Consider the following 24,170-nt stretch of genomic DNA (forward strand, 5'->3'; position numbering starts at 1 on the left):
ATCCAGCTTCAATTGAATCTGGAAATAATTAACAATATGTTAAATAAAGGATTTGAATTATTATAGATATGACGCCAGCGGATAAAAAGCAAATTCTCCAGAAATCAGCAATATTATCCAATTTATCCTTAATTATTATATTCTTTGTTTACATAATTCTCTCTGAAATTCCATTCACAGTATATACCATACTTGTCATGGTTAGCATAATTATCATAAACAGCCTTCTATTCATGCATTTCAAGGATGCAATGCGCGACCAGGAATCTGATGAAAACATATTTCAGTATATTACAGATGACCTGAGCTGGAGATATGTAACATATCTTTCCATATTTTTCCTTGCAATGTTGATTGCACAGGGATATATAAAAATCGTAGATACCTATTCATATCTCGTTATATTGAATGCATTTATAATATTCATATGGTCTATCTCTGCCAATAATCCTATGGTAAACATTCTTGTCAGGAAATCAGAAAAACTCCAGGACATTTATTTAAACAATGAAGCAGCGGATCTATCAACCCAGATGGGTATAAAAGAGCCGGAAATTTACGTAATCAATACAAATGGGAGAATAGCCAATGCCTTTGAGATAAATAAAAGGGAATCCTATGTTTTTATAACCAGTTATTTGATGTCTATACTAAACCATGACGAGATTGTTGGGGTCCTGGCCCATGAACTTTCGCACATAAAACTGGGGCATAACCGTAAAACAACAATGGTTAATTTTGTTGTATTCATCATAATGCTGAACCTGATTTCACTGGCAATTACCTCCACAAATGCACTGTTATTTTATTTAACTCCTGTATTTATCATTATATTATTTTTATTTATCTTTCTTGTTTCTCCTGCCATAAAACGGCACAATGAAACTGAAGCAGACCTTAACGCCGTAAAATATGTGAATAAGGATTACCTCATTAACGGCTTAAGAAGAATAGCAGAAACAGACAAAATCCCGGAAAATGTAATGAGATCTTTGAGCCTGGACCACCCTTCCACCGAAAAAAGAATCAAACTCATAGAAAATAGTAAATCCTGAATTAGCATTTATTATATATGCTCAGGTTAATCATAGCGGATGCGGAACTCCAGACAGTTCCGGAAAAAATGGCAAAGGACAGATCAATAAGGAACATTGCAGAAAAAAACCATAAGAACCCAGCTGAAATGCTTCTAGATTCAAATTATATGCATACCACAATAGAAAAATTTTATCCAGGCGAATCCAACAGGAGAGGCAGGCCCGATATAATATACATATTTCTGGAAATGGCTATGGAATCCATATTAAATAAAAATAATATGCTGGATGTTTACGTCCATACAAGGGATAATTTCATAATACATATCAATAATCAAACAAAATTGCCGCGATCATACAATAGATTTCAGGGCTTGATGGAGGACCTTTTCAAAAAACGCTCTATCGAGTATAATGGCAATGAATTGCTTTCTATGGAAGAGGGGAAGATCATACCATTTCTAAAAAACCTCGATGGCAAAACAGTCGTACTTTCACCTGATGGCAAAGAATCTTCATTATCAGGAATAATCAACGATAATGATTTAAATGTTGTAATAGGTGGATTCTCCCAGGGTGATTTCATATCAGACCTCTATGGAAATTTCCCCTCATATAAAATATTCCGTGAAGAACTTACCATATGGTCTGTTGGCATGGAAATAATATCCCAGTATGAACGGTTTACTTCGTTGCTCGGATAATTCCGGAGTATTTCATGTTATTCTATTAAGATGGAATATTGCACGCTTCGAGTTCAGGCATAGGAAATGTTATTCCTGGTTTGACAATACGTCTACTTAAAAACCCTTATTACTGTAATAGAATTAATTAAATGGGGATAAATATGGTTAAACTTGGAAACAAGGAGGTTTCTAGCATTGGTCTGGGAACATATGGGATGGGAGGCAAGAATTCACCGGATTATAAAAATGACGCTAAAGAAGTAGAGGCTATAAAATACGCAATAACAAATGGGATGAATCTTATTGACACTGCAGAGTATTACGGACATGGGCATTCTGAGGAACTGGTAGGAAAAGCAATAAAGGATTTTGAAAGGGAAGATTTATTTATAATATCAAAGGTGTGGCCTGTTAATCTGCATTATAAGGACGTTATCAATTCTGCAAAAGAGTCATTAAAAAGATTGGATACAGATTATATTGATCTTTATCTTATACACTGGCCAAACCCAAAGATTCCTGTTAAGGAAACACTGGGTGCTATGGGCGAATTGCTGGACAGTCATTTAATAAGAAATATTGGAGTTAGCAATTTTGATATAGCCAACCTAACAGAAGCAATAGACCAGCTCAAACATGGAAAAATAATTGCAAACGAGGTAGAATATAATCTGGAGAATTATTATATAGAAGATGATTTAATCCCGTTCTGCGAGAAAAATAACATTAAAATAATAGGCTATTCCCCACTGAACCAGGGCCGCATAAGCAGTAAAATAAACCATGTTGCAAAATCACTTGGCATGTCCAGTATACAGTGTACCCTCGGATACCTGAAGAAAAAATCTATACCTATACCTAAAGCATCCAGTATTTCACATATTAATGAACTGGTAGAATGCATGAATATTGATCTGGATGAAAATGAATATAACAGAATTAAGGAAGCTGTAAGAAGATAATTTAGTTCATTCAAGAATTTTCTGGATTTTATTTAAATGTAACCACATTTGTCATATTTTTATTTTGATTTAAAACCCGTAATAGTATAATGAGAAATATCTGGATCAGTTCAGTATTTATTTTATCTACTGCATAAACTTCCTGCCATAGCATTTCCTGTATACACCTTACAAAAATATAAACGCAGGGTATTATCAAGGAATGGTACAGAAGATAAAAAATAAAATATATAAAGATAGAAAAAACAAAAAGAATAAATTTATAGTAATAATACCATATGGATTTCAATGGCACGAATGCACACAAGAAAGAGAGGAAAATCAAGATCCACGAGACTCGTACTGGCTGAGAAGCCCTCATGGATGCAGAATGATGATGAAATAAAGGAAGAAATATTAAAATTCAGAAAGGATGGCTTATCAAATTCTATGATAGGCATTAAACTCAGGGATCAGTATGCTGTACCGGGTGTCAGGCCTGTTCTTCATCAGAAAATGGGAAAAATACTTGAAGAAAACGGCATTAAGGATGAGATACCTGAAGATCTGGCTTTTCTTCTGAAAAGATACAAGAATGTTTCACAGCATCTGGCTCTGAATAAGAAAGATATAAGCAATAAAAGGGGAAGCCAGCTTATAATGTCCAAAATTTTACGCCTTATGAGATATTACAAGCGTACAGGCAGATTGCCCGCAGACTGGTCCCTGAAAAGAGCCCTATGATTTATGACATTTTAGGGGACTCTCTCTTTAATATTTTACACCAGGCAGGTGAAAAACTTAAGGAAGAAAAGTATGTCCGTGTACTCGCACATTATGACGGTGATGGTGTCAGTTCATCAATAATACTTCTTAAAGCGCTGGAGCGCCTGGATATAAAGTACCATTTATCATATATAAAAAACCTTGACAATGAAGGTTTTAGGTCACTGTATGAGGAAGAAGCAGACTCGTTAAATATCATTGTTGATGCCGGTTCCTCCCAGATTCCAGCTATAGCAGACCATTCAAATTTTATAATTCTGGACCACCATTTTTACAATAAAACGGAAACATCCTGCATAAATATAAATGCCCGGGATTTTGGCATCAATGGCACAAGGGATGCCTGTGGGGCTACAATGGCATACATATTTGCACTTGCACTTGATGAAAACAACCGGGACTTATTCCCATTTTTTATGTCCGGCGTAATGGCAGACAAACAGGATATAGGCGGGCTTTCTGGCCTGAATAAAGATCTTTACAGTGAATATAATTCATATAAAACCCATCACACACTCAATCTTGAGGGCACAATTTCCGATGCAATTACATATTCAATAGACCCTTTCTTTGATGGCCTTACCGGACATCCAGATGAAGTTAAAAAATTTCTTGAAAGCAATGGAATAGATCCGGATAAAAATATTATTGATCTGACAACAGATGAGAATAAAGCACTTGGAAACAGGCTTGCATTGAAAATACTTGAAAACAACGTTGGTTCTGATGCAATAAAATATCTTGAGGGGGATGTTCTTTATTTTGACAATTTAGGATTCTCATCCAAAGAATTGAATTCAATTATAGATGGCAATGCAAGAATAGGTTTGCAATCCCTGCCGGTTCAGTATTTTCTGGGAGATAACAGCGCAGGAAATGATATGGTGGCCAATGTAAAAATATTCAAGACAAAGTTGATCGATTACATATACAGGGCAAAATCAGATTTGAAGGAGGAAAAATACCTCCGCTATTTTTATGCACCGGAATCTGAAATGGCCGGTCCTATAGCCGGGGCAATAGCTCTCTACACAGTAAAGCCAGATAAGCCTGTAATTGGATTTAACAGCGGCACAGACGACGTCAAAATATCATCCAGGGGATCACGATACTCAGTCAGCAGGGGATTAAACCTTTCTGAAGTAATGAAAACCGCATGCGCTGCTGCCGGAGGCTCCGGTGGCGGGCATGACATTGCAGCAGGTGGAGTAATTCCAAAGGGCAGGGAGAAACAATTTCTGGACGCTGCCAATGAAATGATAAAATCACAGATTAAGATATTTTAAGCTTTAATTGCGTTGTTTCCATATTTAACTTATGTTTCAGTACAATTTTACTTGATGAATATTTTTCCGGAATTATCACATATATCATCAATTAATCCACTTTTTAATAATTATCCGGGCAATTCTATCTATTATTCGGGTGTGGGACACTATTCTAATACCTCCCCATATTGAATAAATTGTGCCAGACATTGGTGCATAACAGTGCATTGCCTATCCTGTCATCCCTTCTCTGTGCCATATTCCATCCCAGCATCTTCTTGTCTGCTGCAAATCCTGATTCTGAATTGCTTCTTTTATGGTACTTTTCAAGGTAATTCATAGTGTCATTGAGAAATTCCCTTATTATAGATTTCCATTTATGTGAACCGTGCAATGTAGAATTCTTCTTAGGTATAATGTATACCTTTGTATCCCCTAATTTATCTACATATGAAGGTGATGAATAATACCTGTCAAGCCTTATAGAATCTATATTAATACCTATTTTGTTGACAATCCTCATTGCATTGTCATATGCATTTCTTTCAGATTTCATGCTTGTTCCGGAGGCTATATACATCCTTGTCCTTAAATCCATAATGGAAAAGGAATATGCAAACAATCTTTTTCTATGCCCTTTTGATTTTTTATCCTTATGTTCTTCCTTTCCAATTTCTTTATTCTCCTTTGCAAGGTCTTTCAACCTCTGTGCATAGGATTCGTAGTTCTTCTTTACTGTTAATGAATAGCCCGTGCCATCGCCTGTTGCATCTGAATTTGCAATATTCTTATTCTTCAGTAACAATACATGGAGATTGAATATGGCCATTACAACTTCATTGTCTGAATATAGCCTTTCTATTGTTTTATATGATACATCTATGCCTGAAAGCATAGAAAATATATCGAGCATATTAACAAACATCCTGTTTGATTCGCCAACAAGCTGTTTTATAAGTATTAATTTCACCCTCTGGGCAAGTAATAATGAATGTGGATGCCCTGGCCTTTTAGCAATATGCATAATGGATACGGCTTTTTCAATAAGGGGATCAAGTTCCTTCATTGCAGTTTTAATTCTCCGTGAAAACTCGGATTCGTATGTTCTCCAGTTTCTCCCCTTTTCCGGATGTTCCTGTACATACTTCTTCCCCAGTATATTGTTTATCTCCTCAAGTTTATACTGTATGTCCTCACTCCTGACAAGACCCATAGATAGATATATATACAATGTATATATACATTACTATGGGAAAAGTGGAAATACATGAGACAACAGAGGTCTCTATAAAAGGAATATATGGATTCATAGAGAGGAAAGTAACAAAGTTCGGATCGGGTGCAAAGGTGGATTGCCCTAAGGAATTTCTCGGCAAAAGGGTTTACATTGTAATAACCAGGGACGAATAATAGTGTCCCACACCCCTATTATTCTAAAAGCTTATATAGGCTGATAGGTTATTATTAGTTGGGTAGTTTTATGTCGGTTTATAATGCAGTTGTTTTAAGATCAATAAAAAGAAACATGTCGAGAGTTAAGAATAAAAAGTTACCTACAATAGCAGGCCATAAGCTATTGTATGAATGCAACTTAAGATGCAAAATGTGTCCGTTCTGGAGGAGGCCAGATAGCAAACTTCTGTCTATGGAACAGGAAATAGCAATGATGGAAAAACTGAAAGAGGGTGGAGTGTCATACCTTGGATTTGAGGGCGGTGAGCCCCTTCTTAGAAATGATACCCCGGAAATATTGAAAGAAAGCCACAAGAGATTTCATACATCCATGGTAACAAATGGATGGCGCCTTGAGAAGAAAATAAATGAAATACACACTTCTTTAGATTTCCTTTTTGTCTCTATTGATGGAAGCAAAGAGGTGCACGATACCATGAGGGGAATGCAGGGTTCATTTGAGCATGCAGTAAGGGGAATCAATGCATCAAAACATATGGTACCAGTTGCCATGAGTTCAACAATTACAAGAGAAAACATAGATAGCATAGGAGATATACTTGATCTAGGTGATAAGTTAGAAGTCCCGATAAATTTTCAGATAGAATATGACTATTCAACAGCAGAGAAAATATCACCCGAAAAGGAAAAACTCCTTGGCGCTCTGAATATGCTTATTGATAGGAAGAAAGCCGATGGCCCTATAATGAATACTGTACAGTATTTTGAGGCAATAAGGGATTCCTGGTTTTACGGATATAAATGGGAATGCAGGCCATGGCTTACCATAAACATTGACCCGGAGGGCAGGGTTGTGACCCCATGCTATATCATCAACGAATATTCAGGATCTGATTATGTATGGAACATAGACATTAAAAAGATGTGGAACACATTTGACTGGGAACCCTACAGAACCTGCAATAAATGTGCATTATCATGTTACCTTGAACCTTCCCTGTTTAAATGGACAAGGCCGGCAATGGTAAAAAGCAGAATAATAGATGCCACTATAGATTACATAAAATTCAGTGCGTCAAAGAGAAATTTTTAAACTATTTATAAGCCGCCGACGGGATTAACATTAAAAGGTTAAAGCTATAAGCTAAAAATACCTAAATTATTTTTTTTCTTTATATACTCACGATCCGGTTTTTGTAATATAAAAATACAATTATATAATCGCATGATTATTTTATAGTTTTAAGCCAGGTTAAAATTTAACCCTTGAGTTATAAAAAATATGGCCATAATTGCAACTTTTAATCTTGCCTTAATTTTCATACCCTATAATGCCATTTTACAAGGCAATTTTACAAGGCAAAGTCATTTACTGGTATAACTACACCCTAAAAGTAAGTCATGCTCCAAAATCATAAAGGAAACCTGTTATTTTTTTCCAGGTTATCTGCCAATTTTAACATACATAAAACAACTCATGCAGAAATCTTAACCTTTACCTCTTGATTCACAATTATATAATAATAGGAAAGCAGCCGCCGCCATGTTAGATATTTCATAAAGGATCCAGAGAAAAAAATCTCCATATAGCAATCCCCTATATCCCTCTCTCTTGCGTCAAGCAAATGCGAAAATGCAAAAAATAAGCAAAATCCATTGAAATTATTATGTTTAAAATTTCGTAAATGCAAAAAAATGCGAAAATAAAAGAGATTAACTTCCCCTTAAGAAATACATACAGAAACCGGCATAAACCTGGATTTCACCCAATGGTATATAATTGACATGGAGATAATTCCAACCCTCCACAATATTTTGGTTATATACAGTTATTTAAGGTATGAGGTATTTTTCTATCTACCTTTCTATAAAATATTCAGTTAAACTTATAGTCATGGTTTTCAAAATAAAGCAACCTTGGTTGGGATTATCATTTTCTATGTTAGATTATCCAAAAAAATTTAGCAGGGAGAACTAAAATTGACCTACCTGAGCTTAAGAATGGGATTGAATGTATAAGGTAAATCATGCTATCAAATCATATAATAAAATATACTCTGTAATCTCAAATCTATGAAATCTATTCTATTTACTATTTCATCAAGCTCTTTGTTTTCCTTTGCTATTTCATTTATACCCCTTGACATGTTTTCTTTGAGCTTTTCCCTATCTTTCCTTATATTGTTACAGAGAGCATTCTCAGGAACCATAAAGTTATGGAATTCATTGCTGACTGCACGTTTGCCTGCCTCTGATTCGTCAATGCCTGCTTCCTCCATGATTTTTGACATGGCATCCTCAACTTCCTCTTTCCACCCGTCACTCAGTCTTTTAATAAATAAGAGAATCAGAATATATTTGTAATCCACAGATGTCCGTACTAGATCTGCAGCATTATCCATCAATTTAACCAGATCATTTTTTGTAATTTTGCGAAAACAGTCAACTGCCATAGAACTCTAAAGTATCAGTGCACTCTTATATTTGGAGTATACTATACGTGGTATGTGTCATTAAGAATTTATATGATTTAGATATTGTCTCCATTGTTGGACTCAAATTGTACTGTAACATGATTGACACCGTATTTTGACAGTATTCTTTCGATGTCTTTCCTCACGGAATCAAGTTCACCTATCTGCATCTGAGAAGGTATACTCATATGCAGGGTGGCCACTCTCTGGTGCTGGCATATGTCCCAGATGTGCAGATGATGTACACTTGGAAACTCCTTCCTAATCATCTCTTCAACCTCTTTGACACTGACGGAAGAGCCTTCGAGCAGTATGTTAACGTTTCTCCTGAACATATTGCGGTTTCCGTATAGTATTATGAAGAGAACAATGTAGCTCCCCAGGTAGTCAAGATACTGGCTGAAGAAGTAGAACGGCAGTAGCGAGAATGCCAGTACTATAATCATTATTGCAAGGTCCTGCAGTGTATGAATGAACATAATCCTGAAGTTGGACTTTTCGTCATGTTCAATAGTAACTCCTGCCACTATCAGCAACGGAATGGCTATTATAGCCGATAAGGCGGTGCTGCCACTTGAGATTGGAATGCCGTGTATCAGCAATTCCGTTGTGAGTATTGCAGAATATGCTGAGATTGCAATGAACAGTGTGATAATCGTGATATTCAGCAGTGCCTCGACTCTATGGAAACCGTATGAGTGAAATTCATCCGTAGGTTTATTCGAAATTCGGTTAACCAGGAAAATCATTGATATCGACAAGGCGTCTACCAGACGGTCGGATACCACGGAAAGGGATAGTGGATTATCGGACTCCAGGTAAGAATAGAGGAACAAACCGAGAATAATCCAATATAATAAAGCAGTGATAACATTGTTCTCCGACCTGCTCCACTTAATTTTGGACAGTTTTTTAGTGTAATGTTGAGACACTTCTATTCATCCTCTTCATATTAATTTTCCTGTTTCTCAATCTCCTTTCCTCTTTTTTCTTTATCCCATCCATAAACCTGTTCCTGAATTCCGTTTATTTCTAAGGCTGTTTACTGTTCCCATTATCTCTTTCCTCTATAATTTTTTTTACTCATCGATAACCAGTGCTTGGTCACCTACCAGCCTTTTCAATTTTTCATTCTTTCTGGTATTCATTATCTCCAGATCTGCCGGCTCCATAGAATCCCGTTTTCCCAGATTCTATAAATTTATCCCTCCATTTATAGAAGTTGGCTCCTAATACTCCCATGCCTCCTGCATAGCTCTGCTATACTATTAGTTGTAAATGATTCTATTACTATTCTACCTTTTCATCTGATGTAAATTTCTCCATTATATCACTTCCTCATATTCCACTTGGTAACTGTCCAAATAATAAAGGGTATGCACCACTACACATTAAAATTAAGGAGTTATTTATATACCCCCTGATCTATTTTTTGTTGTCCGAAAAAGAACTCTTTGCCGGACATGTGTTTGCAGGGCATACACCTGTACAGTTGGTGACCGGCTGAGTTGCTGCATCATTTGATGATATCTTTTCCCCTATCCTTATTGTAGTATCTGCAACGCACATTCAGGCAGGTTACAGACTAGACTTCACATGGCTTGCCCATGAGAGGCAATAACGAGGAGGTATCTTAATAAATGTAAATCGGGACGCTGCCAAAAGTTAATTCCGCTTAATACATATGACTTGTCATGAATGCAAATGCGCAGCCTTGGATTCTATCGAAATTGAATAAAGCAGAAAAACGAACGAAATGACTGCGATGATAAACCCAATGGACATAGTGAAAGAGAAAGTATTATTCTGGAAGTTAGAAAATATGAATTCGAGACCGCTTAATCCAGCAAGTAAAATCGAGATTGATGCTATTGCACTTACGACCATCGATTTATAGTCCCCCAGCATCAGGGTCATCATAAATATCATTAATGACAACAGTCCAATAAGAACGCCAATCATCATATGAACCATAAGTTCAGGAATTGAAAACATAATATCCATCATTCCATACATCGGAAAGGCATTGTTATATGAAGGATAGACTGCAAAGAGATTCATCCACATTCCGATTATGAACTGCACTGCAAGAAGAGATAATTCAGCCACTATGGCTATGGACAAGAAGTGAGTGCCCTGCCCATTGAATTGAAACACGTGTCCTCTAGACGTCATGATTTTACCTGTATATTCCAATATCCGAGAGAACTATTAAAGCTTTCCTAAAATGCTATGGCAATTACATTCCGTTAGGTGAATAATTGTATGCCTCTCTGGATCATTGCCTCAAAGTTCATAATTTCCTCTAAGCGGCCTGAATATTTCTTGACGCCTGAGCCGCATTCATCATCTGATCGTTGTATGGAGTATCGCTCAGATTGTCCTCAAGTATCATTCTTGTTCCATCAGCTACGAGTTTATTAACAGTGCTCACTGTCATACCAGGTTTCCTGAAATGTTCTCTCCGCTTTGCAAATACAGCGGAGATCCCATCCGAACCAAAGACAGTTTTCACGTAGATCGGGTTGTCCAGGTTCTGGAACAGGGCAAGCTGGACACCGCTCTGTGCCAGAACATGCCCTGTTGCTGTATTGCCATTTCGTTTCCTCACATTCCTCCTGATCTTCCTGAAGAACCTCTCCATGCCGTTGTTCGTCCTTGGCATGGTTCCATCTGCGTTGTTTGCAAACAGCATGATTTCACGCTCATGGTACCTTTCAATGATGTGTTTCGCAGCCCTGATTATGTGAGGAGCTATGTTCTCATGAAGGTATACTTCCATCTCCCCTATGACCGTGTTGCACTGATCGTGAATGGATGCATCATCCGGAATGTCATCCGACAGATTGCCCTTTTCCGGGATCCGGAAGGCAAATCGAAGCTTCTGGAAGAGCATGTTCACCTCGGAGAGTTTCTTTGCAGTTTCCACTATGCTCTGATCGGTTACTATGCGGCCTATGTATTTCCTTGCACTGCTGATCAGTTCCATGGATTCTTCGCCTGCTGCCTTTTCTGAAAGCTCAGATAAGAGCTTTCCCGCTTCTTTCAGTGAAGTGAAGAAGTTCAGGTGGTTCAGGGAGAACGGGAATCCATAGCCTGAACTACCGTTAACCGAAAGAACCGGTTCAATTATTCTCCTTATGGCCATGATCTCCATCTTTCCCCGGTCGGAACAGAACCCGTTTTCTATCTCTTCCAGTGTATTCTGATCGTAATCAGGCATTGATCTCAGAATGGATTTCAATGCCGATTTTATCCCCTTCCTGTTTATCTTGAGACCGAGATTGTTATGCATGTCCACCATCAGACCCTTTCCAAGGTCTCTGAGAAAGTGCATCAAGCAGATCCTTATGGGCATTCCATGGAAGACCTCTGCAAGGGCGGTGAGTATGCCCGATCTCATATCGGATATGGATCCTGATGGCGATCCGAATCTTTCCTTCACCTTCATCAGGATGTCCTTGATGTTCTCATATGATTCCGAGGCGTATTTCTCCGCATGGAGAGTGAAATTAGATATCGAATCCCTTACAACGACGATCATGTCAAACTTCGAATCCGTCGTTCCGTCTATCTGCAACACATAATTATGCATGGCACCCTTCAGCTTTTTCCAGCTTTCCTCATGAATCCTGGATAATATGCGGAGTGCCATGTTCGTCACATTCCTTGCATGGCTCCCGCTTATTCCCCTCATCCCGCCCTGTTCGGATATTTCCGAGCAGCTAAGTCCATGGATGAACCTGCCCATGGAGGCCTCAATCATGATGTCATTGGCGTATATGCAGTGTGGATTAACGATGGACTTCAGCCTTTCGGATCTGAACATTGTTCCATGTCTTCTGCATCCCATGATTTTATGGACTGCGGTGAACTCGCCCATCTCCCATGATCTGATCGTCCTCCTCTCCGTCTTGTATTCCACAAGACGGGAATGGCACTGAGGGCAGACAGTGCGATCCGTCCGGAATATGATCTCCGAGATCATTTCAGCCTCAGGAAGGTCTTCTTCAGCTTGAGATCGTTCTCTATCATGATCTTTGTTATTGGCCATGAATCATACTCGATCCCGATCTTCTTCAGGATCGAATCTATATCCTCCTGGCTTATCTTCTTGTCCAGGAGCCTTTTGATATAGGGCAGTATGTCCTCCAGTTTGATCTCATTCTTCGAATGCAGGTCCTTTCCAAGGTATCCAACATACTTCTGCACAACCTTTCCTTTCACACGCTTTTCGTCAACAAGGCTGTAATAGGTATTTCCATCCTTTCTTGTTACTTTTTTAGGTCTCACTGTCATGTGGACTGTAATTACATCCCACAATATAAATGTTTCGGTACGCCGTATTTTACGCAAGAAATGATACAAAACATTGCTATTCATCTAACGGAATATAATTGCCATAGCTAAAATGCTATGCCGGACATTGACTGTCTGTGCTGTATATAGTATTTATACCAGTAATTAACATGTCAGAATTCTATGTTTTAACAGATTTTATTGATTGAAACAGTTTATCTGTATATGGATTGTCTTTTATTCTGCTGTTTATTATCATATCAGTGCCCTTTTCAACAAGCTGTATAATCTTTTTATGTGTCATTCCATTATTCCCGTATGGCATAATGTGCTTTGCCAGTACTGAAGCAATATTGTTGTTTCCAAATACTGCCTTTACATAATCCTTATTCTCTATTGGTGTGTCCCCTCTAAATTTGGACACTTATGATGATATGGTTAGATTAATAAAATCATTTATTTTGCTGTATCTCCATAGGCGAACCTTATCATCATATTTTTACAGTATATCCGTGTGATTTTTACTGGGTTACTAGGTAAATTATGTTCTGGGAATGGTTAATCCCTATCTTCGTATATCTGCCAATAATCGCGAATATAGCACACTTTTGGGATATTATAATATTTTTATATATTCTCAATTATAACCGTCCTAAATTAAGTGGAATAGATCATACTCCCTCCTTTTATTATCAATATCCGGTGATACAAGCCTCAATTCCAATCCATTCCTGAACCCTACAATCTTAGAGTTGAACGTTTCCTCTTTTATTACAGTATAATCGGCATTCTTCCTGAGCCTTGAAACAAAGTTAATATTATTCTCCTTTAATTCCTTAAGCCTGTCATAGCTATAGTACCCTAAATCAAATGTTAAAACAGTATTGCCAGACATGTATTCGTTTATATGCCATAACAGATCATCAAATACTTTGGAATCATTTACATTTGCAGGTGTTATTATTGCCTTCAATGGCAATGCATAGTGATTTGTTTTAGCTGCAATATGGATCTTTATCCCATTTCTCCTTTTCTCCCTCTGGTATATGCCGGAACCATTAACCATTGTTTCTATAAATGTAGAATCTATTGCCAGAATACTGTATAGTTTGTCAAGATAATCATGGTATATATCATACCTGTGTGCCTTTATGAATGTGTTTAAAAGGCTGTAGAATACCTTCTCAGATATAGTGTATGGCCTTTTATTGTTGAGCTTTGACAGCTGTGATTTGCTTATTCCATTGTTATATGCTATATCTGTAAGGTCATTCTTTTTAATTATCCCTTTTGCTAATATGGATAGATGTGCTGACAGGTTAAACTTCTTAGAATAGCTGTCTATGCCTATTCCTTCAACCTTTGATTCCCTTGATATTTTATTGCAGTGTTTTTTAAGAATTTTATTGACATGCTTGAACATGATTATAAATTAAGGCTCTTCGCACTTTCGTATGGGTAAATAAAAATGATAGACCGCAGAGAGGCTTCATTTATTGGGTTTTATCGCTCATCATAAAAGACTGGTCTCGCTGGGCATCCGCTAACTCCCACTGACCTTAAAAAACCGGCTTTCCTTGTTATCCCATTGATGGGGACCCACATGAAAGTGGGAAGAACCTAAATTAAATCATAGAATAAATATGATACGGTCATACATAATGGTTAAATACTGGAAACTGGTATGTTATTATTGGAATTGTTTTTGAGATTATTGGTATCATAGCTTTTTTATTGGCAGGTAATGCACCAGAACTATTTCTAGCAAGGGCTATGCAGGGTTTAGCAAGTGGTGCAATATCTGGTCCAGCAGGTGCATTATTATTTCATTATCGTGGAAAAACAGGTGCAATCCTAACATCTTTTTCAACATCATCAGGAATCGCGGTGGGGCCATTACTTGGCGGTTTTATGGCTGAATATTTACCTTTCCCTTTAAAACTGGTATATATTATCTCATTAATAATTACTATAATTCCTTTTATTTTTATTATTCCTGTAATAAATAGATTCAGAATAGATAACAATCATAATGTTTTTAAATTCCATTTTCCAAAACTGGATATGGAAGCAAAGAATTTATTTATATTAAGTGCAGCCACAGCATCTATTGCCTGGTCTATTACCGTATTTTATTTGTCTTTGTCACCGTTTTATATTATAGAGTTATTGAACATTTCAAATATAGCAATAACAGGTTTATTAGTATTTTTGATGTTAGTAATATCTTCAATAATGCAGATTTTATCAATGAAAATTAATATATTTAATTCTTTAACTATTGGGATAATTTCTATTATTATTGGCATTATCCTCATTATTGTATCATTGCCGTTTAAATCTATATTAATTTTTAGTGCAGCAACAATCACGATTGGAATAGGGGGCGGATTTGCCTTTACAGGAGCTACCAGGGGAATCAGGACAATTGCACCTCCATTAAGAATGGGTAATGTTTTATCAAATTATTATATGATACTTTATTTCTGTATGGGATTTTCTGATATTATTCTAGGACTTATAGATAATATGTTAGGATTATTCAATGGGATTTTATATTATGGTTCCAGTTTAATAATTATTTCATTAGTAATTATAATATTTCTATATAGGCATAGAATGAAAATAATTATAGATTAATATCGTTTTATATTAGATTTTTATTATATAAATATTATTGATTTTTATTTCTCACCATTCCTGGATTCTTCTTTGAATCTCTTCAGCAGCTCCGGATCCTTTAAAATTTCTTCCAGGATTTCCTCAATCATTTTATTTTTGAATCCTTCCGGGGCTTTTTCCAGGATGCTCTTGGTCATTCCAGGTATAACAGAGGAGCTTTTCAGTGTGGACACAATATTGTTTTCCTTATCCTTGTATTCCAGGGCCAGCTTCTCATTGAATGGCATAAAGCAATTTGTGCAGTATAATGCAGTTGAAGCGTTTAAATGGTCGCATCTCGGGCATTTCTTAGGCTTTTCCTCTATTATCCGATCCTCATCTACATGTATTCCATAGGCTTTTAGGATCGCATTATCCTGGCCCCTTCCAGACAAATGCACATATATTGCAGTCATCTGGCTACCATGCACCCATCCCATTTGATTCTCACGTGGTGCTTCCGGAACTTTAGAAGCCAGCATTGAGGCCCTGGTATGCCTGAACAGATGCGGATATATCCTTTTCTCTATTCCTGCACGCCTTCTCACATTAATAAATAATCTTCTGATAGCAGTATATTGCAGCTGCTTATGCATGGTAGTACCCTGCAGGCCGGTAAAAAGGTATTCATCCCTGCCATCCTTGGTTTTTAAGTAATCCCTCAGGTAAGCGATTGAATCTCCTATTATCCTTACACTGCGGTTTCCCGTCTTTCCATGCACATGCAATAATGCACCGTATTCATCATAAACAACATCTTTTATCCTCAGGTCCAGTATTTCCCCTATCCTGCACCCTGAATCGTATGGAATGGAGATAATTGCCTTATCCCTGGCATTGTTGCAGTTGTTAATCATTTCATCTATATCTGCCCTGGTAATAAGATCCATCTTCTTGTCATGGCTTGGCTTCCGGCTAACTTTAAGATTTGCCATATAATCGGGTAGTGTGCCAAATTTCCATCTGTAGAACCGTTTCATCACGTTTTCATAATCAATTAAAGTCTGGTCCGTGTATTTTTTCTTGAAGTCCAGGAGCATTGTTATAATTGCCCTCTTGTCCGGGTTAAGGAACTTATCCTGAAGATTGTTGTAAATAATCCTTAGCTTTGTCAAATAGAATAATTCCCTGAAACCTGTTATGCCTGTTATCTTGACTTCATCAACAAAATCTAATATTGCATTCCTGGCTTCTGCGTTTATCTTCCCTAATCTTGTATGCTCTGATTTTATATCCCTTTCTACCCCATATATTGCCATTACTTTGCTATTGATACAGAGGGATTTAACCTTTTAGCAGTAAGCCGCCGACGGGATTCGGTCCCGCGACCTCGTGCTTACCAAGCACGCGCTCTACCAGGCTGAGCTACGACGGCATTAAAGGTTAATGTTTAGTATGTATAAATTATTTTTGAATTTCACCGGATAAGTATTAGTACCATCTTATTGTTTTCACCGGTCTCAAACATGCCGTAGATGCAATTCCATTAATAAACTGTGTTGAAAGCTATCCATAAATAATTTTAATTGCTAATCAATCTGCAATAGAAGCTAGAAAATAAAGTGCATTATTTTATCGATATGAGCGTAATAGCTTTTTCAGGACATGCTTTAACACAATCTCCGCAGGAATGGCATAGTGCCGGGTCAATAACATACGCCTGTTTGCCACCATGTGCCCTGGCTTTCAATTTTCCAACCAGTGACATATTCTTTTTGTCTTCATCCTTCAGAGGTATTAATTCAAAAACATTGTATGGGCAAATAGAAACACATTCGCCCTTTGCTTCGCAACTGTTTCTGTTTATTGACGGTATCACCAATCCGGTTGTTTTGCAGTTTTCATTAATGTTGTTTGCCATTTGCAGCATCCTTTTCCATATCTATGCTACCTGCGTAAATATATATTTCTTTTTGCCTGTTATGATTACATATCGCCCAGAATGATATGCCACACTAAATGCCAGGCCATTTACAATTCGCAAAAAAGTATATGGATAACACATTTTGTTACCCCCAGCAGGCTTAATAAAGTGTTAAATACTTATTATCAATAATAATTATACATGATTAGCCAGGACATAGAAGCAGACAATATTAAACGCCAATGGATAGATTTCTTCGACCGTTATGACTATAATGATCAGATTAACAAACTCAGAAGCGACTATCCGGATATAAAATCACTATACATTTCATATAACGATTTATCAGGCTATAGCACCGATTTTATTGAAGGGCTGATGAAGGACCCATATTATTATCTTACAATTGGGGAATTTTATATAAAGGAAACATTGGGAATTACATACAATAAGGTCAGGAGGATAAATATCAGATTGGTAAATGTCCCTGAAATTATTGGTATAAAATATGATATACGCAATGTAAGGAGCAGCAATGTAAATTCATATATCTCAATCAACGGAATAATAAGGAAAAATACAGAGGTATTGCCAAGGCTCCAGAATGCAGCATTCAAATGCCCCGCATGTGGCGAACTTACCATAGTCCCGGAAGACATACAGAAACTTTTTGAGCCTACAGCGTGCCAGGCATGCGGATGGAACAAGGGAAAGCTAAAACTAATCCCTGAGGAATCAGAATTTGTTGATACACAGAAACTTGAGATACAGGAAAATCCGGATACAATAGATAGCACTTCACAGCCACAGAGGATTACACTGATAATAGAGGATGACATTACTGGAAAGATATACCCCGGTGACAGGGTAACCGTATATGGAATACTGAAGGCAGATGAAAAACATATTGGAAATACAATGCTGACTGAATATAATATATATTTAAATGTAAATAATTTCAAGAAGGAAACCAGAGATTTCGAAGAAATTAAAATAAACGACGAGGATGAAAAAAAGATAAAGGAACTGGCAAGGGAGCCAAACATCATAGACCGGCTGGCAAAATCTATAGCACCATCAATATACGGTTTAGACGTTATTAAAAAATCACTTGTATTACAGCTTTTTGGTGGCGTCAGGAAGGTAATGAAAGATGGAACTCATATAAGGGGGGATATACATATACTCATGATAGGAGACCCGGGTACCGCCAAATCACAGCTTTTAAGGTATATGACTTTCATCTCACCGAGGAGTGTATTTGCTTTCGGGAAAGGTTCAAGTGCTGCAGGATTAACAGCAGCTGCAGTAAGGGATGATTTTGGTGAGGGCAGATGGACGCTTGAGGCAGGTGCCCTTGTTCTTGCAGATAACGGTTTCGCGGCAATAGACGAACTTGACAAAATGGATAAAAACGATACCGCATCCATGCATGAAGCTATGGAGCAGCAATCTGTTACCATATCAAAGGCAGGCATAATGGCCACCCTTAAATCAAGATGCTCTATACTTGCGGCTGCCAATCCTAGATTCGGCAGGTATGACCCCATGAAAACCATAGCTGAACAGACAGAATTCCCACCACCCTTGCTTTCCAGGTTTGATATAATTTTTAAATTAATCGATACGCCTAACAGGGAAATAGATGACAAACTGGCAGAACATGTACTTAAAACTAACCGGCTCGGAGAGATATACAGGAGTCTGGAAAACAACAATCTTGAGATCGATATACCTGATGAGGAGAATTTCATAGCAGAACTGGACAAAGACCTGATAAGAAAATATGTGTCATATGCCAAAAATAGAGTGTTCCCAAGGTTGAGTGATGAAGCCATAAGCATATTGAAGGAAGAGTATGTAAAAACCCGTGCAAGTGGCATAGACTCTGTGCCCATCACCGCAAGGCAGCTTGAATCAACAATAAGGCTTGCAGAGGCAGCGGCAAAGGCAAGGCTCTCACCTATTATCACCGTTGAAGATGCACTGCTTGCCAAGGGAGTTGTTGATTACTACCTTAAGGAAGTATCGGCTATGAACGGTCAGGTGGATATTGATATACTTAACACAGGAATAAGTACAAAACAGAGGACCGAACTTGAAGTAATTCTGTCCGTGATTAAGGAAGCTAAAGAAAACAGTGGGGATCAGAAAAAGGCACCGGAAATTGAAACAGTAATAGAGATGTTAAAGCAAAAAGGAATCAGCAGGGAACGGGCCGAAACAGACCTGGCAAGGCTAAAAAGTGATGGGTTTATCTATGAGCCTTCAAATAAAAGGGTAGATGTGATCTGAGTGAATAATATAAATATGAAAATACTCAATATAAACGGGGAGGTCATGCTGGCCGCCGCTGATAGTGAGCTTATCAATAAAGACCTACGGGAGGGAAAGCTTCATCTGAAAATTAAGCCGGAGTTTTATGGAGAAATGAAAGTATCAGAGGAGACATTTCTTTCCTCCCTTGATATATGCACCATAGCAAACCTTGTAGGTGAACATGTGGTAAATGCAGCTATTGATGCAAATTATATTGAAAAGGATAACATAATAAAAATTGCCGGGGTTCCACATGCACAGCTTGCAAAAATTGTGTAATGCTATTGTGCACAGGGCTCCTGAATATAATGGTAAAGGATATATATAGTTAAATAATAGGGAATAACTTACACTTAACAGGATGGTAATATGGCTGATAACAAAAAAGATAATGAAAATTTTCAGTATATTGTTCGAATTGCGAATAAGGATATAAGAGGAGAGAGAAGGATGGACCTTGGTCTGGCCGATATTAACGGTGTAGGCGAAAGGCTTGCAAATATTCTTATTAAGAAACTTAATCTGGATCGTAACAGGCAGATAGGAGACCTGTCTGAGGATGAGGTTCTCGAAATCCGGAAATATGTTGAAAGCAAGGAATATGAAGGAATGCCTGTATGGCTTTTAAATCACAGGAAAGATGTAGCAACCGGGAAGAATTTTAACCTTTTATCCAACGATCTTATTCTTAAGATTAATGATGATATAAACCTGATGAAAAAAATGAGGTCATATCGCGGGCTCAGGCACGAGCAGGGGCACAAGGTAAGGGGCCAGAGGACACGTTCGAATGGCAGGCATGGATTATCAATGGGTGTTATCAGAAAAAGGCAGGAACAGAAAAAATAAGGTGATATAATGGGAGATCAAAAATTTCAGAGAAAAAGATATTCAACCCCAAGGCATCCCTGGGAAAAAGAGAGAATAGACAGTGAAAGGCAGGTTGTAGCAAAATATGGATTAAAAAATAAAAGAGAATTATGGAAGGCTGAAGCTATATTATCTTCCTACAGGGCACAGGCAAGAACTCTTCAGGCAAAGGTCAGGTATAACGATCCTATTGCTGAGAAGCAGTTCCAGCTTTTACTGAAAAAGCTGGATAAGTTAAGCCTTTTAAGTGAGGGCGCAACGCTTGATGATATACTTGCGTTAAACATAGAAAATATTCTGGATAGAAGGCTTCAAACACTGGTATACCAGTTAAACATGGCTACAACCATGAAGCAGGCCAGGCAACTTATTACCCACGGGCATATTAAGGTGGGAGACCATATTGTAACAATACCCAGCATTGCAGTTTTGAAAGGTCAGGAAGACAGTATTACATACAGTGAAAAATCACCCTTTTCAGACGATAAGCATCCCATAAGGCTTATACTGGCTGGAATACAGGAAAGGGAAGACAAGGAAGAACCGGAAAAAGCAAGCAAAGGTGAAGCTCAATGAATAAAATTGGAATTGCACATATATACGCATCCCAGAATAATACTATAATACTGATAACGGATCAGACCGGATCAGAAACAATAGCAAAATCCACCGGAGGCATGGTGGTAAAGAACGATAGAGAAGAATCAAGCCCATATGCGGCAATGAAAGCATCAGATATCATTACAGAGAAACTCAGGGAAAAGGAAATTACAGATTTGATTATAAGGGTCAGGGCTCCTGGTGGAAGCAGATCAAGAATACCGGGTCCAGGCGCACAATCAGCTATAAGGACACTTTCCAGGGCAGGATTCAAGATTTTGAGAATTGAGGAAGTAACGCCCACACCACACGATGGAACCAAGAAGAAAGGCGGTAAGAGAGGAAGGAGAGTTTAAGCATGATGAAAATTCTGGAACTAAAGGATAATTTTATACGTTTTTCCATTGATGGGATTACACCTGCAATTGCCAATTCTATACGCCGTACATTAATAAATGACATCCCGAAATTAGCTATTGAAAACGTTATCTACCATCATGGAGAGATAAGGGACGCAGACGGAAACGTATATGATTCCTCACTTCCATTATTTGATGAAATACTGGCATCGAGGATTGGCCTTATTCCATTAAAGACCGACCTTTCAATGAATTTCAGGGATGAGTGCTCATGTGGCGGCAAGGGTTGTGACCTCTGCACTGTAACATACTCAATTAACAAACTGGGGCCTGGAATGGTTTACTCATCCGATATTATGCCTGTCAACAATCCGGAACTAACTGTAACAGACCCATTAATACCCATTGTAGAACTTAAAAAGAACCAGGCCATGCTTGTAACATGTGAAGCTATACTTGGCAGAGGAAAAGAACATGCAAAGTGGCAGGCAACATCCGGTGTTTCCTACAAATATCACAGGAATTTCCACGTCAATAAGGCTGCACTGGATAACTGGCAATTTTATAAGGACACATGCCCGAAGTCTGTTTTAAGTGAAAACGATACTACAATATTATTTACAGATGATATACCATGCAGTTATCTTTCACAGTTAATGGAGAGGGATGGCGTAGTTGTAGAGGAAGACAGTACTAAATTTATTTTTAAATTTGAAACAGACGGCTCATTAAAAGCTTCTGACGTTTTAAGCTATGCATTGCATAGACTTGAAAATAGATTTACAGCCCTTATGGAAAGCTTATCAGATTAAAATTTTTTTTTAAAAATTATATTATAATATAAATAACATATGAACCAGTGCTGGATATGATTCATAGGCCACGTATATTCCTACAAGTATAATTATTATGGAGAACACTTTTCTTAATGTTCCTTTTCTGCCTCCAAGGTTTACAGATAATTTTGTTCCAAGATACCCGCCGAATATTCCACCTATTACATATACTATTGCAACAAGGAAAAGTACATCGCCTATCATGCCACTGCTAATAAACTGAAGCCCGGGGGCTACTATGGAGTATCTAATTGCCGTTACAATGCCAAATGTGCCCACTGCGAGCAGAGATGTTCCTATTGCCATGTTTATTTTAATTTTTGATGATGCCAGGAGCCCAGGGACTATTAAAAATCCACCTCCTATGCCGAAAAATCCTGATGCAAATCCGACTATCAACGAATATCCGGATACTTTGCCGTACTTTGTTTGTTTTGCCAGTTCTTTGCAGTCCTCATTGGGTACAGCCCTGCATTTGCTGATGTACATATAAATGCCGATAATGATCATAAGCATTGAAAAGAAGAATAAAAGCTCCCCACCTTTTATAATGAGGCCTATGGTTGACCCAATCAAAACCCCTACGATTCCAACCAGGGCAAATACTCCTCCCAGTTTAATATTTGCGTTTTTCTTTCTAAGATGCTGTGCAAAATTTATGTACGCTGTAATTCCTACAGCCAGTGCCGTTGTTCCGATTGCCAGATGCGGGTGATTTATACCTACAAAATATATGAAAAGAGGAACAGCAAGGATTGACCCACCTCCACCTATAAGTCCCAGGCTAAATCCCACTGCGATTCCGGATATAATTGCAAGGATATACTGGATTAATGTTACGTCTATCATTATATCAGGACATTATTACATATTACTATAAATATATATTCATAATTCAACGTAATTATTCATGTCAGTGTAAAATTATAAAATAAATCCATATTTGTGAATTATTAATTTTCATGAAGGAGTGTGCTCAGCCGATATAATGCCTTTCCAGCATTGGAATTGTCTATAATTATCCATATTTCAGTATCCAGCCTGTATATATTCGTAAATTTAATTCCATACGTCATGAGATAATCGGTTATCAGAAGGGTAAGCCCGGGAGTAAACGATGATTGTTTTGGGAGTATTATTTTGATCAGGGCAATCTTGCTCTGCTGATTCCCTGTATTGGCTATGCATATGTATATGTTTGACTCTTTCATCACCAGGATAGAGTTTTCCGGGATTTTTTTTATATCATCAAAATAAAGTATACTGTATTCATATTCTATTGTGAGAGAAGACCTCTTAAGTATTTCAAGATCATCAGTATACTCGGGCTTCTCAGTTTTCATATTTGCAAGGACCTTCACAATAGTATTGAATTTTACATTTTTTCCCGTCATAGCTTCAACTTTATCCTTTATATTTTCAGCTATTTTGGTATAATTGCATAAACCACTTGAAATTGCCATTGAATAGATAAGATTGTTTGATACTATCACTTTTACCGAATCAGATACTTTTGCCATAAATCTTCATTATATACATGTATAAATTCATTGCCATTGAAAATATTCATATATATGCTATTATGTGATTCACATATATTCATTTTGCAATCCAATAACAGAAAGTACACCGGCTTTGGCCATGAAATGAATGTGCAAATTATATACACATGAAATACAGTTATTAATGCATGCACACTGAATGCATTATTGATCCGGCAGAGCCTGTGTAACAGTTTTGGAACGTTCCTTTGTTCC

The 24,170-nt window shown here is 37.5% G+C and carries 27 protein-coding genes, 1 tRNA gene and 1 pseudogene; 15 read left to right on the plus strand and 14 right to left on the minus strand.

Annotated elements, in window-relative coordinates; all coding sequences use genetic code 11:
* Nucleotides 1-68 precede the first annotated feature (68 nt).
* The 5 genes from FACI_RS06125 to FACI_RS06145 all read left to right on the plus strand — a co-directional run bounded on the left by FACI_RS06125 (nt 69) and on the right by FACI_RS06145 (nt 4,736).
* Nucleotides 69-1,055, plus strand: coding sequence for a M48 family metallopeptidase (locus tag FACI_RS06125; protein WP_009887259.1), 987 nt, complete (start codon nt 69-71; stop codon nt 1,053-1,055).
* Nucleotides 1,056-1,072: 17 nt separating this feature from the next.
* Nucleotides 1,073-1,741 (plus strand): 16S rRNA methyltransferase, encoded by a 669-nt coding sequence (locus FACI_RS06130; RefSeq protein WP_009887260.1) that lies wholly within the window; start codon nt 1,073-1,075, stop codon nt 1,739-1,741.
* A 143-nt stretch (nt 1,742-1,884) separates the two neighbouring features.
* Nucleotides 1,885-2,685, plus strand: a complete 801-nt coding sequence (locus FACI_RS06135) for an aldo/keto reductase (RefSeq protein ID WP_019841621.1) — start codon at nt 1,885-1,887, stop codon at nt 2,683-2,685.
* 288 nt (nt 2,686-2,973) lie between these two features.
* A complete protein-coding gene (locus FACI_RS06140; RefSeq protein ID WP_009887263.1) occupies nt 2,974-3,408 on the plus strand; it encodes a 30S ribosomal protein S15 in 435 nt (144 codons plus the stop codon).
* Nucleotides 3,405-4,736, plus strand: a complete 1,332-nt coding sequence (locus FACI_RS06145) for a DHHA1 domain-containing protein (protein WP_009887264.1) — start codon at nt 3,405-3,407, stop codon at nt 4,734-4,736. The genes FACI_RS06140 and FACI_RS06145 overlap by 4 nt, the downstream gene beginning before the upstream one ends.
* Nucleotides 4,737-4,890: 154 nt before the next feature.
* Here the strand turns inward: FACI_RS06145 and FACI_RS09815 are convergent, their stop codons facing one another.
* Nucleotides 4,891-5,931 carry an ISNCY-like element ISFac3 family transposase gene (locus FACI_RS09815; RefSeq protein WP_009886142.1) on the minus strand — a complete coding sequence of 347 codons (1,041 nt, stop codon included), beginning with the start codon at nt 5,929-5,931 and terminating at the stop codon, nt 4,891-4,893.
* A gap of 35 nt (nt 5,932-5,966) precedes the next feature.
* On the opposite strand from FACI_RS09815, the gene FACI_RS06155 reads away from it, so the two are divergent.
* On the plus strand, nt 5,967-6,128 hold the full coding sequence (locus FACI_RS06155; protein WP_009886141.1) for a DUF2080 family transposase-associated protein: 162 nt from the start codon (nt 5,967-5,969) through the stop codon (nt 6,126-6,128).
* Between the two features lie 70 nt (nt 6,129-6,198).
* Nucleotides 6,199-7,224: a PTO1314 family radical SAM protein gene (locus FACI_RS06160; RefSeq protein ID WP_019841622.1), complete on the plus strand. Its 1,026-nt coding sequence runs from the start codon at nt 6,199-6,201 to the stop codon at nt 7,222-7,224.
* 940 nt (nt 7,225-8,164) lie between these two features.
* Here the strand turns inward: FACI_RS06160 and FACI_RS06165 are convergent.
* From FACI_RS06165 to FACI_RS06180, 5 genes are all read right to left on the minus strand, one after another.
* A complete protein-coding gene (locus tag FACI_RS06165) occupies nt 8,165-8,584 on the minus strand; it encodes a type I restriction-modification system subunit M N-terminal domain-containing protein (RefSeq protein WP_009887267.1) in 420 nt (139 codons plus the stop codon).
* Nucleotides 8,585-8,661: 77 nt separating this feature from the next.
* Nucleotides 8,662-9,537 (minus strand): cation diffusion facilitator family transporter, encoded by an 876-nt coding sequence (locus tag FACI_RS09820; protein ID WP_019841624.1) that lies wholly within the window; start codon nt 9,535-9,537, stop codon nt 8,662-8,664.
* 493 nt (nt 9,538-10,030) lie between these two features.
* Nucleotides 10,031-10,174 carry a hypothetical protein gene (locus tag FACI_RS10270; RefSeq protein ID WP_009887270.1) on the minus strand — a complete coding sequence of 48 codons (144 nt, stop codon included), beginning with the start codon at nt 10,172-10,174 and terminating at the stop codon, nt 10,031-10,033.
* Nucleotides 10,175-10,297: 123 nt separating this feature from the next.
* The gene (locus FACI_RS06175) at nt 10,298-10,780 is read right to left on the minus strand and encodes a hypothetical protein (protein ID WP_009887271.1); all 483 of its coding nucleotides are present in this window, start codon (nt 10,778-10,780) and stop codon (nt 10,298-10,300) included.
* A gap of 130 nt (nt 10,781-10,910) precedes the next feature.
* Nucleotides 10,911-12,056, minus strand: coding sequence for a hypothetical protein (locus FACI_RS06180; RefSeq protein WP_148285734.1), 1,146 nt, complete (start codon nt 12,054-12,056; stop codon nt 10,911-10,913).
* 282 nt (nt 12,057-12,338) lie between these two features.
* On the opposite strand from FACI_RS06180, the gene FACI_RS10275 reads away from it, so the two are divergent.
* Nucleotides 12,339-12,497, plus strand: a complete 159-nt coding sequence (locus FACI_RS10275; RefSeq protein ID WP_187288942.1) for a hypothetical protein — start codon at nt 12,339-12,341, stop codon at nt 12,495-12,497.
* Nucleotides 12,498-12,589: 92 nt separating this feature from the next.
* Here the strand turns inward: FACI_RS10275 and FACI_RS06185 are convergent, their stop codons facing one another.
* From FACI_RS06185 to FACI_RS06195, 3 genes and pseudogenes are all read right to left on the minus strand, one after another.
* On the minus strand, nt 12,590-12,904 hold the full coding sequence (locus FACI_RS06185) for a hypothetical protein (RefSeq protein WP_009887273.1): 315 nt from the start codon (nt 12,902-12,904) through the stop codon (nt 12,590-12,592).
* Between the two features lie 181 nt (nt 12,905-13,085).
* Nucleotides 13,086-13,328, minus strand: coding sequence for a hypothetical protein (locus FACI_RS06190; protein WP_009887274.1), 243 nt, complete (start codon nt 13,326-13,328; stop codon nt 13,086-13,088).
* A gap of 249 nt (nt 13,329-13,577) precedes the next feature.
* Nucleotides 13,578-14,327 (minus strand): annotated as a pseudogene (locus tag FACI_RS06195) (transposase); the annotation flags it as partial.
* A 269-nt stretch (nt 14,328-14,596) separates the two neighbouring features.
* Between FACI_RS06195 and FACI_RS06200 the strand changes: the two are divergent.
* The gene (locus FACI_RS06200; protein ID WP_081141428.1) at nt 14,597-15,544 is read left to right on the plus strand and encodes an MFS transporter; all 948 of its coding nucleotides are present in this window, start codon (nt 14,597-14,599) and stop codon (nt 15,542-15,544) included.
* Nucleotides 15,545-15,588: 44 nt separating this feature from the next.
* Here FACI_RS06200 and FACI_RS06205 read toward each other — a convergent pair whose 3' ends face one another.
* From FACI_RS06205 to FACI_RS06215, 3 genes are all read right to left on the minus strand, one after another.
* The gene (locus tag FACI_RS06205; RefSeq protein ID WP_009887277.1) at nt 15,589-16,824 is read right to left on the minus strand and encodes a tyrosine-type recombinase/integrase; all 1,236 of its coding nucleotides are present in this window, start codon (nt 16,822-16,824) and stop codon (nt 15,589-15,591) included.
* A 42-nt stretch (nt 16,825-16,866) separates the two neighbouring features.
* A tRNA-Thr gene (locus FACI_RS06210) sits at nt 16,867-16,940 on the minus strand.
* Nucleotides 16,941-17,132: 192 nt separating this feature from the next.
* Nucleotides 17,133-17,426 (minus strand): 4Fe-4S dicluster domain-containing protein, encoded by a 294-nt coding sequence (locus tag FACI_RS06215; RefSeq protein WP_019841627.1) that lies wholly within the window; start codon nt 17,424-17,426, stop codon nt 17,133-17,135.
* A 204-nt stretch (nt 17,427-17,630) separates the two neighbouring features.
* Between FACI_RS06215 and FACI_RS06220 the strand changes: the two genes are divergently transcribed.
* The 6 genes from FACI_RS06220 to FACI_RS06245 all read left to right on the plus strand — a co-directional run bounded on the left by FACI_RS06220 (nt 17,631) and on the right by FACI_RS06245 (nt 22,389).
* A complete protein-coding gene (locus tag FACI_RS06220) occupies nt 17,631-19,724 on the plus strand; it encodes a minichromosome maintenance protein MCM (RefSeq protein WP_009887279.1) in 2,094 nt (697 codons plus the stop codon).
* A complete protein-coding gene (locus FACI_RS06225; protein WP_009887280.1) occupies nt 19,725-20,027 on the plus strand; it encodes a DUF424 domain-containing protein in 303 nt (100 codons plus the stop codon).
* 90 nt (nt 20,028-20,117) lie between these two features.
* Nucleotides 20,118-20,597 (plus strand): 30S ribosomal protein S13, encoded by a 480-nt coding sequence (locus FACI_RS06230; protein ID WP_009887281.1) that lies wholly within the window; start codon nt 20,118-20,120, stop codon nt 20,595-20,597.
* Nucleotides 20,598-20,606: 9 nt separating this feature from the next.
* Nucleotides 20,607-21,194, plus strand: a complete 588-nt coding sequence (locus FACI_RS06235; RefSeq protein ID WP_009887282.1) for a 30S ribosomal protein S4 — start codon at nt 20,607-20,609, stop codon at nt 21,192-21,194.
* The gene (locus tag FACI_RS06240; RefSeq protein ID WP_009887283.1) at nt 21,191-21,574 is read left to right on the plus strand and encodes a 30S ribosomal protein S11; all 384 of its coding nucleotides are present in this window, start codon (nt 21,191-21,193) and stop codon (nt 21,572-21,574) included. Before FACI_RS06235 ends, FACI_RS06240 begins: the two co-directional genes overlap by 4 nt.
* Before the next feature lie 2 nt (nt 21,575-21,576).
* A complete protein-coding gene (locus FACI_RS06245) occupies nt 21,577-22,389 on the plus strand; it encodes a DNA-directed RNA polymerase subunit D (RefSeq protein WP_019841629.1) in 813 nt (270 codons plus the stop codon).
* Nucleotides 22,390-22,410: 21 nt separating this feature from the next.
* On the opposite strand, the gene FACI_RS06250 is transcribed toward FACI_RS06245, so the two are convergent.
* Together FACI_RS06250 and FACI_RS06255 are read right to left on the minus strand one after the other, a co-directional pair.
* Nucleotides 22,411-23,262 carry a sulfite exporter TauE/SafE family protein gene (locus FACI_RS06250; RefSeq protein WP_009887285.1) on the minus strand — a complete coding sequence of 284 codons (852 nt, stop codon included), beginning with the start codon at nt 23,260-23,262 and terminating at the stop codon, nt 22,411-22,413.
* A 104-nt stretch (nt 23,263-23,366) separates the two neighbouring features.
* Entirely contained in the window at nt 23,367-23,933 is a 567-nt protein-coding gene (locus FACI_RS06255; protein ID WP_009887286.1) for a hypothetical protein, read from the minus strand.
* Between the last annotated feature and the right edge of the window lie 237 nt (nt 23,934-24,170).

Origin of the sequence: Ferroplasma acidarmanus Fer1, from assembly GCF_000152265.2 — an archaeon.
GTDB lineage: Archaea > Thermoplasmatota > Thermoplasmata > Thermoplasmatales > Thermoplasmataceae > Ferroplasma > Ferroplasma acidiphilum.